The 15,274-nt window shown below is 58.4% G+C and carries 15 protein-coding genes; 14 read left to right on the top strand and 1 reads right to left on the bottom strand.

Annotation, left to right across the window (positions count from 1 at the left end):
- Positions 1–24: 24 nt before the first annotated feature.
- The 13 genes from NX775_RS18985 to NX775_RS18920 all read left to right on the top strand — a co-directional run bounded on the left by NX775_RS18985 (position 25) and on the right by NX775_RS18920 (position 12,613).
- Positions 25–2,358 carry an NACHT domain-containing protein gene (locus NX775_RS18985; protein WP_258837373.1) on the top strand — a complete coding sequence of 778 codons (2,334 nt, stop codon included), beginning with the start codon at positions 25–27 and terminating at the stop codon, positions 2,356–2,358.
- A 919-nt stretch (positions 2,359–3,277) separates the two neighbouring features.
- Positions 3,278–3,925: a T6SS effector amidase Tae4 family protein gene (locus tag NX775_RS24275; RefSeq protein WP_502572604.1), complete on the top strand. Its 648-nt coding sequence runs from the start codon at positions 3,278–3,280 to the stop codon at positions 3,923–3,925.
- Entirely contained in the window at positions 3,810–4,274 is a 465-nt protein-coding gene (locus NX775_RS18970) for a type VI secretion system amidase immunity protein Tai4 (protein ID WP_502572605.1), read from the top strand. The genes NX775_RS24275 and NX775_RS18970 overlap by 116 nt, the downstream gene beginning before the upstream one ends.
- Positions 4,275–4,510: 236 nt before the next feature.
- The gene (locus tag NX775_RS18965; protein ID WP_307732311.1) at positions 4,511–5,029 is read left to right on the top strand and encodes an HDOD domain-containing protein; all 519 of its coding nucleotides are present in this window, start codon (positions 4,511–4,513) and stop codon (positions 5,027–5,029) included.
- 84 nt (positions 5,030–5,113) lie between these two features.
- Positions 5,114–5,332, top strand: a complete 219-nt coding sequence (locus NX775_RS18960; RefSeq protein ID WP_258837370.1) for a hypothetical protein — start codon at positions 5,114–5,116, stop codon at positions 5,330–5,332.
- A 213-nt stretch (positions 5,333–5,545) separates the two neighbouring features.
- Entirely contained in the window at positions 5,546–6,214 is a 669-nt protein-coding gene (locus tag NX775_RS18955) for an SOUL family heme-binding protein (RefSeq protein WP_258837369.1), read from the top strand.
- 251 nt (positions 6,215–6,465) lie between these two features.
- Positions 6,466–7,335, top strand: a complete 870-nt coding sequence (locus NX775_RS18950; RefSeq protein WP_258837368.1) for an alpha/beta fold hydrolase — start codon at positions 6,466–6,468, stop codon at positions 7,333–7,335.
- Between the two features lie 190 nt (positions 7,336–7,525).
- On the top strand, positions 7,526–8,041 hold the full coding sequence (msrA, locus tag NX775_RS18945; RefSeq protein ID WP_258837367.1) for a peptide-methionine (S)-S-oxide reductase MsrA: 516 nt from the start codon (positions 7,526–7,528) through the stop codon (positions 8,039–8,041).
- 195 nt (positions 8,042–8,236) lie between these two features.
- The gene (locus NX775_RS18940) at positions 8,237–9,193 is read left to right on the top strand and encodes a fasciclin domain-containing protein (protein WP_258837366.1); all 957 of its coding nucleotides are present in this window, start codon (positions 8,237–8,239) and stop codon (positions 9,191–9,193) included.
- 285 nt (positions 9,194–9,478) lie between these two features.
- The gene (locus NX775_RS18935) at positions 9,479–10,729 is read left to right on the top strand and encodes a DUF819 family protein (RefSeq protein WP_258837365.1); all 1,251 of its coding nucleotides are present in this window, start codon (positions 9,479–9,481) and stop codon (positions 10,727–10,729) included.
- Between the two features lie 57 nt (positions 10,730–10,786).
- The gene (locus NX775_RS18930) at positions 10,787–11,326 is read left to right on the top strand and encodes an FxsA family protein (protein WP_258837364.1); all 540 of its coding nucleotides are present in this window, start codon (positions 10,787–10,789) and stop codon (positions 11,324–11,326) included.
- Positions 11,327–11,447: 121 nt separating this feature from the next.
- Positions 11,448–11,990 carry a hypothetical protein gene (locus NX775_RS18925; RefSeq protein WP_258837363.1) on the top strand — a complete coding sequence of 181 codons (543 nt, stop codon included), beginning with the start codon at positions 11,448–11,450 and terminating at the stop codon, positions 11,988–11,990.
- 50 nt (positions 11,991–12,040) lie between these two features.
- Positions 12,041–12,613: a histidine phosphatase family protein gene (locus tag NX775_RS18920; protein WP_258837362.1), complete on the top strand. Its 573-nt coding sequence runs from the start codon at positions 12,041–12,043 to the stop codon at positions 12,611–12,613.
- A 6-nt stretch (positions 12,614–12,619) separates the two neighbouring features.
- Here NX775_RS18920 and NX775_RS18915 read toward each other — a convergent pair whose 3' ends face one another.
- The gene (locus tag NX775_RS18915) at positions 12,620–13,315 is read right to left on the bottom strand and encodes an SDR family NAD(P)-dependent oxidoreductase (protein WP_258837423.1); all 696 of its coding nucleotides are present in this window, start codon (positions 13,313–13,315) and stop codon (positions 12,620–12,622) included.
- A 175-nt stretch (positions 13,316–13,490) separates the two neighbouring features.
- Here NX775_RS18915 and NX775_RS18910 point away from each other — a divergent pair, with 175 nt between their 5' ends.
- Positions 13,491–15,272, top strand: coding sequence for a DUF885 domain-containing protein (locus NX775_RS18910; RefSeq protein ID WP_258837361.1), 1,782 nt, complete (start codon positions 13,491–13,493; stop codon positions 15,270–15,272).
- Positions 15,273–15,274 lie beyond the last annotated feature (2 nt).

Here is a 15,274-nt window from a genome sequence, read left to right as displayed (position 1 = left end):
GCTTCCTCAGCCCCGGATTAAAAAATGAACACAACTACCATCGGCAACGATTTTCGAGATCACGTATTAGCTCTCCTCCGATGCAAATTTCCGGATGCTCGTCCTGAAGGGAAAGCAAGTTGGAAGAATGCCGATGTAGTTTTTACTATGATGGAACTGGGCAAACGTGTAACAATCGCAGTCGAGTGCAAGAAATATTCACGAGCTTTACAGACAGGCGATTTAATTAGCATTGTAGGAAATTACCAGAGCGCGCTAGATAATAATGAGATAAACTTGCTACTCATTGTTTCAAACCATCCAGTAGGTGCGGCTTCCAGACAATTTATTGAAAAATCTCGCACGCTAAGATTTATGACACTAAGCGATTTGGAGAGTTGGCTTGTTGGACTGGAACCTTATGTAAAAGCGCTTGCTGATGAATTTACATCTGATGAAGTCCATAAGTATTATGTCGAAGGTCGCTTCCAAAATGAAAACGATATTGCATACAATTCGGTTCACGCTTGGATTAATTCAAAAGAATTCGGCGATACCGGAATGGCAGTTCTCGGCGGTTATGGCATCGGGAAGAGTAGTCTAGCGAAGCGAATTGCTTCTGCACAAGCCCAGAAGTATATTAAAAGCCCTGCCAACGAACGCTTGCCGATACTTATTCCATTAGGTCAGGTAGTTCACGAAACAGAGTTAGCGGGCCTATTTGGAAAACATTTCACCTCTCGATTTTCATTGGAAAATTACTCATACAAAGCTTTGATGCAGTTAAACTATGCTGGCCGGCTGCTGATTATTCTCGATGGTTTTGATGAAATGAAACATGCTATGACGGAGCATGACTTTCGAGCCAATTTTCGTGAGTTCAACAAGCTGCGCGCTCAGAACTCGAAAGTACTGCTCTTAGGCCGTCCGAATGCCTTTACGTCAGAATCAAGTGATTTACTCATTCGCGGCCTGAACAGAGTTGCAGACCAGGATTTTACAGACAGTGACTTTCCGGCATGGCAGGAAAAAAAATTAGCATTTTTCACACCAGATGAGCAAATTCGCTTTCTAAACGGATTCCTAAAACACCGTAACCCCGCCCTTATGGATGAAGAAACGCGATCACGACGAATTTCCGAAGTTACCAATGATTTAAATGACGAAATTCTTCAGAGACCAGTGCAAGCACGTATCGTAGGGCTTTTAGCGGCTGATCCAAGTTACTCTTTTAAAAAAGCCAACCGTTACAGTCTCTATCGTGACTTTGTTCGCGAAGTTATTCATCGAGATCAGGAAAAAAGAGCAAGAAGCATCATTCCTGCTGCTGATCGACACAAATTTCTTAGAAATTTAGCATGGTGGGCATGGACTCGGCAGGGCGTGTCTCAAGGCACTTTCAGTCGCGAAGAGGTTCCGACAGCGCTCTTTGAAGGCCTTTCTGATGGTCAAGCCATTGATTGGCGCGCAAAACGGATGGAATATTTAGTCTCATCATTAACTGAAGAAAAAGATTCTAGTTTCCTGTACTTTGCGCACCGATCATTCCAAGAATTCTTGGTTGCCTCCTATATTAATTCACTCACCGATATTACAGACGAACAGATTTCGGAATTAAGTTTTGCTTTAAATGAGGAGATATGCAATTTCCTTATAGAAGCAGGCGATTCCAACTACCTAAAAGTAATATATGCAAAATTTCGCAAACAAAACAACATCAAAATCAGCTTTGAATTACTACAAATATTAGCCTTATCGGGCGAACTTAACTTCGAACTATCCAAGAAGCCACTGGACAGTTTGGTGCCCTTAGACGTACTTATTATAGGCAGCGCACCCAACAAACAGGTTTTTCTAGCAAACGTCAGCCGTTTAGGATCTATAATTCTTGGTGCAGATCAATCAACTGCTGATGCTGCTGCTTTCATCCTTGCAAGACGAGCGCACGACTCCAATGAGGTCGCAGGTAAAGATATTGCGATAGAGATACTCTTACAAGCTTGGGAGCGAATGCTATCAAATGAGGTTGCGTCCGAGGACGAGAAGATTCTTATCAACGAAGACAGATTTGGAAATTTGGGCGCGGCGATTAAATCGTCTTCACTCAAATTAAGATTATCAAACGGCGATTTTTTAAACTTTGGAATAACCAAAGCTTATAACGTTCTACAAAAGCGTTTGAGTGAACAAGGCTTGACAGTAACCGGAAAAAATCTTAGCGTTCAATTTGTAGAATGCGAAAAATCATTTTTAATAGAGCGAATGAGCAAAAATAACGCTTTGCGCTTCAAAGACATATATGCCATGACTGGGGATGAATTCAACATTGCATCACATCGGAAGAGTCCAGTAAGACGCAAAAAGCTGGCTAAAATTTGATTTTCTTAAAAATTCACTGTGAGCATATCGATCACAGTTGACGCAAAGCCCCGGATGCCCCAACGACCTTCTCAGCTAGCTCTGCGGCATACGGTAGGCTTCACATTAGAGATTCCTAAAAATCCTTTAGGCATGAAACGAGTATAAGCTTTGGTTTTGACACAAATGCAGTTTCTGATTTCGGCAACATTACCACGTCATCAGGGCCCCTCCTCCCCGCACGATCGCCTCAAACAGAATTCGTCTCCGCTTGGGCTAATCCACGCTGCGATCCGGTTAACCTGAACAAGCTCGGTAGCGGTAGTTCGATTCTTTATGAATTGCCTGCAACTGCACAACCAGTTCGCCGTCGACCACCTCATTTTGCCGGCCAGTGAACATGTGTTCCTGCGCTCCCCCGAAGTTACCTTTAGCACCATCTTGCTCGCGGATCAACTCTCACCCTTGGCTTAGCCGCACAGTTGGTGGAGTAGAGGATTAAAATCCTTGTGTCGGTGGTTCGATTCCGCCCCGGGCCACCAAGAACATACCTTGCACAACGCCAATCCATCGTGATTGGCGTTGTCGTTTTTGGAATTCGCATGCCTCGGCGCCTGTCAATGTCCACTTCGCTTATCCATCAATACAGCACGGCAAGCTCATGTGTCTAGGCCGGGTCAGGTCACCGAAGCATCGTCCGCGAAACAGCCGCGAGGGAAGTATTGCGCAAGGCGGGTGAGACGTTCACGCAGCGGATAGAAGGGAGAATTCTGTCGGCGAGCCTGGTTCATCAATGCGAGCGAATCATGGGTTTGACAAGCGTCCAGCCCGATCTGCACGGATTGCGGATAATCGCGACAGCCTGTCTGTACCGCGCGTCGGGGCCAGCAGGCGGCCGACGGCTGCGTGATTCTCCGCAGACGCCACAACGACCAATCCGATGCAATCCCAACCAAGGATGAACAACATGCCTCGCCCCTCCTTCATTGCTGCATGGGCAGCTTCGCATCGAATTTATGACCCCGTCAATTCGGGCGCCAAGGTAGCAAAGGTGATAGGAGGAAATGTTGAGAAGAATATTAATAATTCCACTGCCGCACAGCGCTGGAATAACACCTGCGCCGTGCGGATGAGTTATATCCTTGGCGAGGCAGGCCTGATGATTCCGAACATCCATGGACAGACAGTATCCGGGGCGGACGGGCGAAAATACTTCTTCCGTGTACGGGACCTGATTGGTTTTTTGAAACAGCAATGGGGCAAAGCTGAGGTTGGGAAATATCCCGCTTCCGGCGGCGGCACGTTGGTTGGCAAAAAGGTGTCATCCTGTTTGAGGTATCTGGCTGGTCGGATGCGCAGGGGCATGCCACCCTTTTCAACGGCCAATCCTGCTATGACCACTGTTATTTCAATGAGCCGGAAGCGAAATATCGCACTGACCGTGCGAACTTTTGGAGCTTGCGATGAAGTCGATCCCGTTGTGCCTGGCGCTGGTCACCTCCACATTGCTGTCATTCACAGTCCACGCCTCCGATCAAGCCCTCATTTCTCCACAGGCTGGCGCCCGCACCTATGCGCAAAATTATAAGGACATGGTGCTGGCAACCTGTATGACACAGGCTTACCGGAATGAAACCGGTGCGGCCACTGATGCTGGAAGCAGTGCCAGTGCCTTGCGTGATTGGACCTACTTCGATATGGAGAAGAGTCCCGATGCGGTCAAGTCGCTGGTGAACCGCTATCTGGCGCGGGACTATGCCAATCCGCTCGTCGAATCGGAAATCAAGGGAGTCAGGTTCGATTTCCTGAAGTGTATGGACCTGTACCATAGCAAAGCGCTGGAAGACCTGGTCAAGCGGTTGGTCATTCAACCAAAGCGTACTTATAGGCAGGAAAATCCTTCGCGGGCAAGGGCTCCTGGCGCAGCCGCCAGGTAACAACTGGCTAGCGACGAACACCGTCATACCAAGATCAAGTGCATGCGTTATCGAGGCGACGCTGGCCGCAAAGGTACTTACCGCATAGACTAGACCAAGCGGGCTTTCTGGCATCCGCGATCCTTGTGTCCGGCCCAGGAAATAATTTCCCCGGCTAGTTCCCAAGAGAAACAACTATGCTATCGTGAAATTTCAATGTCATTCCATCGCGCGACCGTCAACCTGTCGCAGCGGCGATGTTCCGTTGGAGAATCGTCATGAGCGAGTTATCGTCTTTTTTTCATGCAGTAAAATTGCCCGTCATTTCAGAAGTTGCCCATGCATTGATCAAAACCCTCGATGATGAGGATGCGTCGGCCACTCAAATCAGCGCGATCATCGCGCGCGATCCCGCCCTCACCGCCAAGCTGATGCGCCTGGCCAACAGCGCCCGCTTCGGCGCTGCGCGTGGCGTAACGTCACTCGACGATGCCATCGCGATGGCGGGCCTTGGGCACGTGCGCACCCTGGCCCTGGCTGCCTGCTTCGCCGAAACTTTCCCGGACCTGCCGGGCCTCGATAGCGACGAGTTCTGGAAAAGCAGCATGGCCTGCGCCGGCTACGCCAAGTGGCTGGCCCTCTGCCTGGGTGACGATGGCCAGGATGCCTGGCTCGCAGGCATGATGATGCGGCTTGGCGAACTGCTGATTTACCAGGCGGCGCCGGCAACGTTTGCCGAGATCGAGGCGCAACCCCACCTGCCGGGCGGCCGGTAGGAACGCGAGACGCGACTGCTGGGCTTTTCGGAGGGGCACATTACCGCCGAACTTTGTCGTCGCTGGAATTTCCCAGTCGTCATCGTGACCGCATTAGAAAGTGCATCCGATCCAACGGCCGCCCACCCGTTCAGCAAACTCGGTGCGATCATCCACCTGGCCAGTCTGCTGGCCGACACACCGAGCGACGATCCGGCCATTCTCGAGAGCTTGCCGCAAGACGTCGTCACCGCTTTACAGCTGAACCGCGAGTGGATGCACAAAAAGTTTCCATCCCACGCATCCTTCTCGCCCGCGCCATGAATCGCCTGGTCGCGCTCACTGGCAAAGCCGTTTGGCGATGCGCGCGACCGGCGGCTTGGGCAGTCGACTCGCAAGCCTGCTTGCGATCCGCGTTATTCAGGTCATCGGCTATGCGCGACTGAAACGCCACGCCTCCTGGCGTCCTGCAGGCCCGGCGCCGCGTGGGTAAAAGTGTATGCTCTTGCCATGCCCACTGTCCCAGGAAGGTGCGCCATGACTGCCCCCACACGACCATCCCGCCGCATTGCCCGGCCATGGCGCACACGACAGCTGATCGGCCTTGCCTGCGTCCTGGGGCTGTCGCTGGCGTTGCTGCCCGCAGCCAGCCACGCGGTCGAAGAACCCGCCTACACCATTGTGCGGTCCTACCCCGCATTCGAGATTCGCCAATACGCGGCCTATACCGTTGCCGAGGTGGTGATGCCGCCGCCCGCCGAGGATGCGGGGAACCGCGCCTTTCCTATTTTGGCCGGCTACATCTTTGGCAAGAACAAGGGCGAACGCAAGCTTGCCATGACCGCCCCGGTGACCCAGGCGCCGGTCCCGGCCAAGCTGGACATGACGGCGCCCGTGACCCAGAGCACGGGTCCCGACGGCATCCTGGTGCAGTTCGTCCTGCCCAGGGAGATCAATATGGACAATGCGCCGCTGCCGCTCGATCCAACCATCAGGCTGCGCGAAGTGCCGCCCGCACAGGTAGCTGTAATCCGGTATTCCGGCTTCTGGTCGCAAGCCAATTATGACGAGCACCTAGCGGAACTCCAGGCGGCGCTGCGTGCGGCCAATATCCGCTGGACCGGCGAACCGGTACTGTCGCGCTACAACAGCCCGATGACGCCATGGTTCATGCGGCGCAACGAGATCTGGCTGAAACTCGACTAAACGGCGCCGCGCCGGCCCTTGTTACCGACGCGCGGGCATGCGCCGCCATTTGACCAGGCCGACAACCTCGGCTTGCGTTCGCCGAACAGGGCTAGCGATCGAAACCTGACGGCTGAACGGAACGTGGTCGGCAAGCGCCGGTTGTAGCGTGCCCGCCCTCCCTACCCCGCAATCATCCTAACGGACGCAGTCGTTATGCACGCTGCGGTACGCTTGCAGCCTACGCACACCCGTGCGATGGGAGATCGATCATGCATCACATTCGCTGCGGCACCGGCAAACCTTTGCTTCTGATTCATGGCCTCGGTGGTCATTGGCAGAGCTGGAATCCCATCCTGGCCGATCTCGCGACCCGGCGCGAAGTCATCGCGGTGGACCTGCCCGGCTTTGGCCAGACACCGAGACTCAATGGCGAAACCTCGATCCGCACGCTGGCGGATGAAACGGCGGCCTTCGTCCACGCCCAGGGCTTGACCGGCATCGACGCAGTCGGCAGCTCGATGGGCGCGCGACTGGTGCTGGAACTGGCGCGCCGCGGTGGCGTCGTTGGCGGCGTGGTGGCGCTCAATCCGGGCGGGTTCTGGCAGGGCTGGGAGCGTCACGCATTCTTCAGCTCGATTTACTTGTCGATCCGGCTGCTGCGACTGCTGCGCCCCGTGTTGCCAGAAATCTGCGCCAACCCGATTGGCCGCGCGCTGTTGTTGGCGCAATTTTCTTCCCGGCCAACCAAGCTGGCGCCAGACATCGTGACCGATGAATTGTGCAGCTATGTGGCCTCGCCGGTGTTTGACGAAATGCTGGCCCAGCTCGCGTATGGCGAGGAGCAGCAAGGCGCACCCCGCAACAGCATTACGCAGCCGCTTGTCATCGGCTGGGGGCGACGTGACCGGGTCTGCTTTCCATGGCAGGCCAAGCGGGCATTAGCCTTATTTCCGGATGCCCAACTGCACTGGTTCGAACGCTGTGGCCATTTCCCGCATTGGGATGCGCCAGCGGAAGCCGCGCAGCTGATCCTGAGCGCACTGGCCGGCACGTACGCCACTGCTGCTGCCGGACTTGCTTATGCGGGCGATGGACCCCATCTTGAACAATCCCTGAGTCTGCAACTGCCCGCCCGCTGATGTTCACGGCCCGACACGTCGATGTGTCAATCAGCGTCGTCCGCGCCGTTGCCGGGCTCCGTTAAATGCAGCAGTGCCGGTGGGCTGCAACGCTGCCATTTGCCAAAAATGGGGCAGGTGCGACGACGAATGCATCAACGTGGGAAGATAGACGTTATCGACTCATGACTCATCCAAGCAAAGGACATCAATGACACAACGAACTGAAACCGCGATCCTGGCCGGAGGTTGCTTCTGGGGCATGGAAGATCTGCTGCGCCGCATGCCTGGCGTGCTGTCCACGCGCGTCGGCTACACCGGCGGCGACGTACCCAACGCGACCTACCGTAACCATGGCACGCACGCAGAAGCGCTCGAACTGGTGTTCGATCCAAGCCAGATCAGCTATCGCCGGATTCTCGAATTTTTCTTCCAGATCCACGATCCGACTACCCCGAACCGCCAGGGCAATGACCGGGGCATGAGCTATCGCTCCGCCATCTATTATCTCGACGATGCACAAAAGCAGATGGCCGAACAGACCATTGCCGACGTCGACGCATCCGGCCTCTGGCCCGGCAAAGCTGTTACCGAGATCGCTGCAGCAGGGCCTTTCTGGGAAGCCGAACCGGAACACCAGGATTATCTGGAGCGCATTCCGAACGGATACACCTGCCACTTCATCCGCCCGGACTGGAAGCTGCCATCGCGCCAGGAATCGACGTAATCCCGGTACCGCCCGGGCATGGAGTTGCCAGACGAGGGTGCAATATCCTCAGCCCGGTAACTCCATGTAAAAGCTGATGTGGCAACGTCAAGTCAAACCATATCGGATTGATCCCAACCATCGGTTGCACGCTGAAGCGGAACTCCAGCGGATGAACTTCAGTCCAAAAAGGACGTTCATTCCGGAGGTGCAACCATGAGATCTGTCTTGAAGTGGCTGGGTGCGTTGAGTTTGGCGGTTCTTCTGTCGTCCTGTGGAAGCAGTGACGACGATCTCGGCAATGTCGCCGAGGTCGCTCAAAAAAATGGTTTCACAGCATTGCTGGCAGCGGTCGACAAGGCAGGTATTGCCAGTACCCTGACCGCGGCAAATGCCGACCTGACGGTTCTGGCGCCCACCGACGCGGCCTTCGGCGCACTGGCGACGCAACTTGGCTTTACCAATGCCAGCGCCATGGTGGCGGCACTGCCAGCGGCCGACTTGGGCAAGATACTTCGCTACCATGTGATCCCCGGCGCCAGGTCATCGGCAGCGTTGAGCACTGCCGGCGCGACTCTGGCGACAGCCTACGTCTTCGACGGCGCCGCTGCCCGGCTCGCATTGAACACTTCAACCGGCGTGGCATTCACCGACGCCGTGCTGGCCAGAGCCAGCGTGACAACGGCCAATGTGTACGCCGACAACGGCATCATCCACGGGATCGACAAAGTCCTGATACCGCCCGGCGTGCTCAATATCGTGCAGATGGCTCAGGCCAATCCGGCATCTTTCAGCTCGCTCGTCGCGGCAGTCGTGGCGACCGGCCTGGCGCCTGCGCTCAGCGCAAGTGGCCCCTTTACTGTCTTTGCGCCCACCAATACCGCTTTCGCTTCGGCACCCACGGGCCTGACAACATCACAGCTCACATCGGTCCTGACCTATCACGTGTTGCCGGCACAGGTTCTGTCCACTGCCATACCGTTTGGCACGCCGGTGGCGACACTGGCGACGACAGCCCTCGACGGATCGACGGTTCCGGCCCAGACCATTACGATCAACCGCAATTTGACGATCACCGACACCACGGCAGCACCGGCCACCATCCTGGCAACTGACGTACGCGCCAGCAACGGCGTCATTCATGTCATCGGAAAGGTATTGATTCCCAAATAGATGCACTATCGGTCTTGGCAACACCCTCCTTCCAGGCGAGAACGGCACAGTCAACAAGTACGGCAAGCTCCTCCACGACAGCGTCCGGGCCTATCGTACAGGCCCGGGGCGCTGTCCAGCCAGACAGCATGAGCCAGGCTTCCCGCCTGTACTGACGCTGCCGGCTGCCAGCGCCCATAACGTTGACGACACCCTTGCGCCCGGCGATACTCGTTGCTCTTCGATCAATGCCATGCACGATGCATGCTCGTCATTGGTCCCTGACGCGAATAACCTGGAGCGCGCATGCCGCCTGTTTCTGCTGCCATGATTACCAACGACGCCGTCGTCTTCGGTATGCTAGCCGCCATACTGGGTACCGTCCTGTGGACCGCGGCGCGCCCGGATGGTTTCTGGAAAAAGTTCTACAGCTATGTACCCGCCCTGCTGCTGTGCTACCTGCTGCCTTCGCTGCTGAACACGCTTGGCATCATCGACGGCGCGGCCTCACGTCTCTACCCGATGGCGCGCGACTATCTGCTGCCCAGTTCTCTCGTGCTGCTGTGCGTGGCAATCGACTTCAAGGCGATCGTGCGGCTCGGCCCCAAGGCAATCATCATGTTCCTGACCGGCACGGTTGGCGTCATGCTCGGCGCGCTCGTCTCGTTCGAGGCCATGCGCGTGATCCATCCCGAGACAGTGGCCGGCGACACCTGGCGCGGCATGACCACCGTGGCCGGGTCCTGGATTGGCGGCGGCGCCAACCAGGCCGCCATGCGCGAGGTCTTTGACGTCGATGCGACGATGTTCGGCCAGTTCGTCGCTGTCGACGTGCTGGTCGGTAATCTGTGGACAGCCGTGTTGCTGTTCCTTGCCAGCCGGGCCCAGGTATTCGATCGCTGGACAGGCGCGGACCTGACGGCGCTGAACCGCTTGCGTGACAGCATCGAGCAATACCAGGCGCAGCACGCGCGCATCCCGACGCTGGCCGACATCATGGTGATCCTTGCCATTGGCCTGGGCGCAACAGGCCTGTCCCATTTCCTGTCGGAGCTGCTGGTCGGGTGGATCACGTCCCTGCCGGCCGAATGGCGCCTGCAGGATTACAGCCTGACGTCGGGCTTTTTCTGGATCGTCGTGATCGCCACCACCATCGGTTTGCTGCTCAGCTTTACCAAGGCCCGCACGTTCGAGGGTGCCGGCGCGTCGCGCATCGGCTCAGTGATGCTGTACGTGCTGGTCGCCACGATCGGCATGCAGATGGACCTGAGCGCCCTGGTCGATCGCCCGTGGCTGTTCCTGCTTGGCCTGATCTGGATCGCGTTCCACGGCGGCTTGATGATCCTGATGGCCAAACTGATCCGGGCACCGCTCTTCATGATGGCGGTCGGCTCGCAAGCCAATATCGGCGCGGCAGCATCGGCGCCGGTGGTTGCCAGCGCCTTCCACCCGGCGCTCGCGCCGGTCGGCGTGTTGCTCGCCGTGCTGGGCTATGCGCTGGGCACCTATGGTGCCTACATCACGGGGATTTCCCTGCGCGCGATCGCTGGCGGGTAAGCACGGGCCGCTGGCGCGCGCGGCTTAAGGATGACATCGTCAGCGTGCTGTTAGAATTTGCGACAATCTTTCCCTGTTCTTTCCCTATTTATTTGCAGGAGTATTCAAATCCTCGGCTTTCTCGTCAAACTGGCAATCGGCAAGCCAAAACTGGTGCTTGCCCTGGTGGTGGCGCTGCTGGCAGTGTTGGCCGGCACGATCACCTATACCGGCTACCTCGTGATCGGGGTCGTGGCCGAGTATCTCGGCACGGGCCGGTTCGTGGCCGGCTTGCTGCTTGGTATTCTGTTTGCCAGGTTTCCTTCGGTTAGCCAGGGCAAGCTGCGCCTCGTTGGCCTGCTGCCCAAGCCTGTCCGTCGCCCGCTGATGGTGACCCTGGTCGCACTCTGCCTGCTGCACTTCGTCTGGCAAGGCGAGTACGTGCCAGCCCTGTTCACCGGGTTTGTGACGACGTTTCTTGTTGCCTTTCCCTGGTTGCGCAAAACCCTGTTCGATCGGGTGTCCTCGTCGTTCTTCAGGTTCATGCCTGGCCGGCGCCCGCCTGAACGCAGCGACGATATGGTCATCGAGGGTGAATTCAAGGAACGCAAAGAGTAAGGGCTGAGCGTCACCGGCAAGGGGCGACGACGCGTGCAGAAGGTGAAACCGCATCCTTCTTGCATGCAAGCCGTATGGCGCTCAGTGGTATGCTGCGCCCTTAAACTCCGAAGCCAATGCCATGACCAATAAAAAACAGCCTTCCACCCGCCAGCCAGCCGAGACGCCCGCCGGCCGGACTGAAAATCCCTTCCTCGACCTCGAGTTCTATCAGCGCATGCGCGACTACACCGAGCGCGACGCCGCCTTTTCGAAGGAGCTGAAGGCCATCGGCGACAGCGGCGCAGGCAAGCACAGCACCGACATTCGCGAGGCGCCGTCACTGGCATTGCTGCGCGCCGTCGTCAAGAAAGGCTTGTCGCTGGAGACCATGCTGGGCCGCATGGCGCAAGGTGTGGAACTGGGCTTGTGGGAACCATGGATGAGCGCATTCGGCATCGAGATCCGCGGCGTCAACTACGCAAAAACAGAGCAGCGCAATGCCCGCCTGGCGCTCGACATGAGCCTGGCGTGCAAGGTCAATTCGGTGTTTGCCAATGCAGGCGTCGTCAACTGGCGCAGCCTGGTGGCGCAGGATTGCGCACAGATCCAGATCGACAAGCCGACCGAGAAATCCGGCGCCAAGGTCTACGCCATTTTCTTCCTGGATGCGCCAGCGAAATAATACGCACCACCTGATCATCCAACCCAACTGCCCCAGCCACCAAGAGCCCCATGGACCGACGCCACTTTCTCGCCGCATTGGCGGCATGCGCAGCGCCCGTTGCCGGGGCCGCCTCATCACCATGGCCGCTGCTCCAGCGCGGTGGCTACGTCATCCTGATGCGCCATGCCGCCACGGTGCCGGGCATTGGTGATCCGCCCGGCTTCAAGCTCGGCGTATGCAGCACCCAGCGCAACCTGTCGCAGGCGGGTCGCGCGGACGCCACCAAAATCGGCGCAGCTTTTCGCAAGCATGCGGTGCCGGTCGGCCCGGTGCTGTCGAGCCGCTGGTGCCGCTGCGTCGACACCGCCCGGCTTGCGTTCGGCCGGGTCGAACCCAGCGAGATGGTCGACTCGATGTTCCAGGATGAGGACGCGGCGCGTGAGCGCAAGCTGGCGCAGCTGCGCGCCTACCTGGCGGGATACAAGGATCCCGGCAACCTGGTGCTGGTGACCCATGACGTGAACATCCGCGCACTGGTCGGCAAGTACGTCGAACAGGGCGACATCGTCATCGCCACCCGCAGTCCCGATTGCACCTTGCGCATCGAGACGACAATGCCGGTGGCACAGCTGACGGGCTGACCGGCCCTACCAGGGCAATTCAGCGCCGTTGTACGACCTGAACGAACCGCTGTCGGCCGGCGTCAGCGCATCGAGTACCTGCAGCATGTCGGCAGCAGCGGCCTCGGCCGGTCGCCCGATAATCTCACCACGAAACGGTTTCGACAGCCGTGAATTCACGGTCCCCGGATGCAGGGCGACCAGCACGCTGTTCTTCTGCGTGCGCGCCACTTCGATCGCCGCGGTTTTTATCAGCATGTTCAGGGCCGCCTTCGAGGCGCGGTAGCTGTACCAGCCACCCAGGCGGTTGTCGCCGATGCTGCCCACCTTGGCGGACAACATGGCCATGATGGCGCGCTCGCCTGCCAGCAACGGCGCGAAATGGCGCATGACCAGCGCAGGACCAAACGTGTTCGCCATGAAGGTCGCCTGCATCTGCGGATAGTTCAGATCGGCCAGGCGCTTCTCGGGCATCGTTGCGCCGTCGTGCAGCACACCGGTTGCATTCACGATCAGGTGGTAGCGCGGCCCGTCGGCGAGCGCCTGCGCCGCCCCGGAAACACTGGCCTCGTCCGCGAAATCGATCGCGGGTTCTGACTGCCGGTGCAGCCCCCGCACCGAAGCGCAGTGCGGCGACTGTTCCAGCAGATCGACAAAGGCCGCGCCGATCGTCCCCGAGGCGCCGATGACCAGCGCATGAAATTGATCCGGCAAACTGTTCATCATGATGTCGTGCTCCGCCGTTGTACGTGCATCGAGTGTACCGAAGGCAGGTCGTGCCATCACCGTCATGCGACGACAACGCCGGGTCAATACGCGGGCTGACCCGCGCTGCTACGCGATCATTCCCTGGCAGCCCCATGCTATTCTTGCATCGCCCCGACCACCACGAGACCCCATGACCCGCTCGCTTCCCCTGCTCCTGTGCACCCTGCTGTGCGCCGCCCTCCCCGCCATGGCCCAGGTCAAAACGCCGGCCACACCGGAAAAAATGAACCAGCTGTACGCCGAATACTGGGAAGACTATCTGCGCGAAAATCCGATCGCCGCGACCTTCAATGGCGACGCGCGCTACAACGATCGCTTCGGCCCCGTTTCGTCGGCCGAGGAGCGCAAGCAAAGCCGCGCGCTGTCGGAAAAATATCTCGCCGCCAGCGCCAAATTCGATCCGGCGCCGCTGCCGGCCGAAGACCGCATCAGCTATGACTTGCTGCGCTACCGCCTGCAGCAGGTGCTCGACGGCCTGCGCTTTCCGTCCGACCTGGTGCCGGTGGACCAGTTCTCGGGCCTGCACCTGATGATGGCGCAACTGGGTTCCGGCGCCTCGACGCAGCCGTTCCAGACCGTCCAGGATTACGACAACTGGCTGGCGCGCGCTGCCGGCTATGCCCCGGCGGTCGACAACGTGATTGCCGACATGCGCCTCGGTATCAAGCAGGGCATCGTGATGCCGAAGGCCTTGATCAGCCGCGTCTTGCCGCAGCTCGAGAATGTCGGCAGCGACGATCTGGCGACCAGCACCTATATGGGCCCGGTGAAGAAGTTCCCGGCTTCGTTCAGCGCCGCCGACAAGGCGCGCCTGACGGACGCGTACGGCAAGCTGGTGCGCGAACAGCTCGCGCCCGCCAACCGCAAGCTGCTCGCGTTCATGCGCGACACCTACCTGCCAGCCGGCCGCACCACGGCCGGCATCGGCGCCCTGCCCGGTGGCAAGGAATGGTATGCGTTCCGCGCGCGCCAGTCGACCACGACCGACCTGACGCCGTCACAGATCCACGACATTGGCCTGTCCGAAGTAGCGCGCATCCGCGCCCAGTTCGAAGAAGCCAAGGTGCGCGTGGGCTTCAAGGGCACGCTCAGGCAATTTTTCGATCACCTGAACAATGCGCCTGAGCTGCGCTTCAAGTCGCGCGAGGAAATCCAGGCGGCCTATGAAGGCGTGCGGCCGCAGGTCGAGGCCAAGGTGGGCCAGCTGTTTGCGAATGTGCCGAAGGCGCCGTTTGAAATCCGCCCGGTCGAAGCGTTCCGCGAAGTGAGCGCGGCGCCCGCGTCGTACCAGCGCGGCTCGGTCGACGGCAAGCGGCCTGGCATCTTCTATTACAACGCCTACAAGCCCGAGACGCGCACGCGCTTTACCACCAATGCGTTCTTCCTGCATGAGGCGATTCCCGGCCACCACTTCGAGCGCAGCCTGGCGCAGGAAACGACCGGCCTGCCGGCCTTCCGCCGCTTTGGCGGCAGCACCGCGTTTTCGGAAGGCTGGGGCCTGTACAGCGAAATGCTGGGCCAGGAAATCGGCATGTACGACGATCCGTGGCAGTGGATCGGTCGCCTGACGGCCGAAATCTGGCGCGGCGTGCGCCTGGTGGTCGATACCGGCATCCACGAGAAAGGCTGGACACGCGAACAGGCCATCGCCTACTTCATGGACAACGTGCCGCAGAACGAAGTGACGGCAGTACAGGAAGTCGAGCGCTATATCGCGGTGCCCGGCCAGGCGCTCAGCTACAAGATCGGTGAACTCAAGCTGCGCGAACTGCGCGCACGCGCTGAAAAGACGCTGGGCAAGGACTTCGACCTGCGCGCCTTCCACAACGAGGTGCTGTCGCACGGCGCGGTGCCGCTCGACGTGCTGGAAGCGGCGACCGATCGCTGGATCGCGGCGCAGAAGAAAAGCTGAAC

Source organism: Massilia aurea (assembly GCF_024753205.1).
GTDB classification, from domain to species: domain Bacteria; phylum Pseudomonadota; class Gammaproteobacteria; order Burkholderiales; family Burkholderiaceae_D; genus Telluria; species Telluria aurea.
This window is presented reverse-complemented; position numbering and strand designations above follow the sequence as displayed.

What these genes read in the sequence shown, in the direction of transcription:
- NX775_RS18955 (WP_258837369.1), top strand. Translation starts at nt 5,546, where the DNA reads ATGACTGCCCCCACACGACCATCCCGCCGCATTGCCCGGCCATGGCGC.
- NX775_RS18910 (WP_258837361.1), top strand. Translation starts at nt 13,491, where the DNA reads ATGACCCGCTCGCTTCCCCTGCTCCTGTGCACCCTGCTGTGCGCCGCC.
- NX775_RS24275 (WP_502572604.1), top strand. Translation starts at nt 3,278, where the DNA reads ATGCAATCCCAACCAAGGATGAACAACATGCCTCGCCCCTCCTTCATT.
- NX775_RS18925 (WP_258837363.1), top strand. Translation starts at nt 11,448, where the DNA reads ATGACCAATAAAAAACAGCCTTCCACCCGCCAGCCAGCCGAGACGCCC.
- NX775_RS18965 (WP_307732311.1), top strand. Translation starts at nt 4,511, where the DNA reads ATGTTCCGTTGGAGAATCGTCATGAGCGAGTTATCGTCTTTTTTTCAT.
- NX775_RS18950 (WP_258837368.1), top strand. Translation starts at nt 6,466, where the DNA reads ATGCATCACATTCGCTGCGGCACCGGCAAACCTTTGCTTCTGATTCAT.
- NX775_RS18915 (WP_258837423.1), bottom strand. Translation starts at nt 13,315, where the DNA reads ATGAACAGTTTGCCGGATCAATTTCATGCGCTGGTCATCGGCGCCTCG.
- NX775_RS18985 (WP_258837373.1), top strand. Translation starts at nt 25, where the DNA reads ATGAACACAACTACCATCGGCAACGATTTTCGAGATCACGTATTAGCT.
- NX775_RS18920 (WP_258837362.1), top strand. Translation starts at nt 12,041, where the DNA reads ATGGACCGACGCCACTTTCTCGCCGCATTGGCGGCATGCGCAGCGCCC.
- NX775_RS18940 (WP_258837366.1), top strand. Translation starts at nt 8,237, where the DNA reads ATGAGATCTGTCTTGAAGTGGCTGGGTGCGTTGAGTTTGGCGGTTCTT.
- msrA (WP_258837367.1), top strand. Translation starts at nt 7,526, where the DNA reads ATGACACAACGAACTGAAACCGCGATCCTGGCCGGAGGTTGCTTCTGG.
- NX775_RS18935 (WP_258837365.1), top strand. Translation starts at nt 9,479, where the DNA reads ATGCCGCCTGTTTCTGCTGCCATGATTACCAACGACGCCGTCGTCTTC.